General features: G+C 66.0%; 1 protein-coding gene. It reads right to left on the bottom strand.

Features of this window, described 5'->3' with window-relative positions; translation table 11 throughout:
• Positions 1-68: 68 nt before the first annotated feature.
• A partial coding sequence (locus tag ON45_RS20530) for an NAD(P)-dependent oxidoreductase (RefSeq protein WP_040496646.1) occupies positions 69-1,033 on the bottom strand: 965 nt, incomplete at its 5' end.

Genomic DNA, 1,033 nt, shown 5'->3' with positions numbered 1-1,033 from the left:
GTTCTCGTGAACAGTTCCGGCGCTCCGTGCACGAACTGTTCACGAGAACGCGGATCGTGATGGACGTGTCAGGCGGAGAGGGTGGCGACCTGCACGATGCCCGGCGCTGCGCGGAGATCGTCGAGGACTTCTCGGGCTACGGGCTTCGTCGGGGCGATCAGCATGACCGCCTTCTCGTCCTCGGTGCGGCTCACATCCATGTCGTTGATGTTCACTCCGGCCTCGCCGAGCAACGTGCCGACCGTCCCGATCACGCCGGGGCGGTCGTCGTTGGTGATCATGACCATGTTGTCGACCGGCGGCACGTCGAACGTGACACCGTCGATGTTGGTCACGCGCTGTCCCGCCCGCGGGCCCGAAAGCGTGCCGCTGATCGAATGCCCGCCCCCGCTCACCGTGAGCAGGTTGACGTAGTCGGCCGACGTGGCGCAATTCACCTCACGCACACTCAGGCCATGGTCCTTCGCGAGCTGCGGAGCATTGACGTAGGTGACGGGATCCTCGGTGATCGATCCGAAGTATCCCTTCAACACCGCGAGTTCGACGATGCGCGTGTCGTAGCCGGCGATCTCGCCCTCCACACACACTTCGAGCACGTCCGGAGTCGCACCGACGAGCGACTGGAACATGCTGCCCAACCGCTCGGCGAGCGGCAGGAACGGACGCACGGTCTCGTTCGCCTCGGCCGCGTTCACGTTGACCGCGAACGGGACGAAGTCGCCGGCGAGCGCGAGCTCGACCATCGTGGCGATCGTGTCGCCGGCCTTGTCCTGCGCCTCACGCGTGCTCGCACCGAGGTGCGGGGTGACGACGACCGACGGCAGACCGAACAGCGGCGACTCGGTCATCGGCTCGGTCGAGAACACGTCGAGAGCCGCACCGGCGATGATGCCATCGGAGATGCAGTCGGCGAGATCCTGCTCGTGGACGATCCCACCGCGCGCGACGTTGACGACGCGCAGCGACGGCTTCGCCTTCACGAGCAGATCACGATTGATCAGGCCCAGCGTCTCGGGCGTCTTCGGCAGGTGGA

It is taken from the genome of Ilumatobacter nonamiensis YM16-303 (assembly GCF_000350145.1).
Lineage (GTDB): Bacteria > Actinomycetota > Acidimicrobiia > Acidimicrobiales > Ilumatobacteraceae > Ilumatobacter_A > Ilumatobacter_A nonamiensis.
Note: the sequence above shows the minus strand (reverse complement) of the source record. Positions and strands in the feature narration are given on the sequence as shown.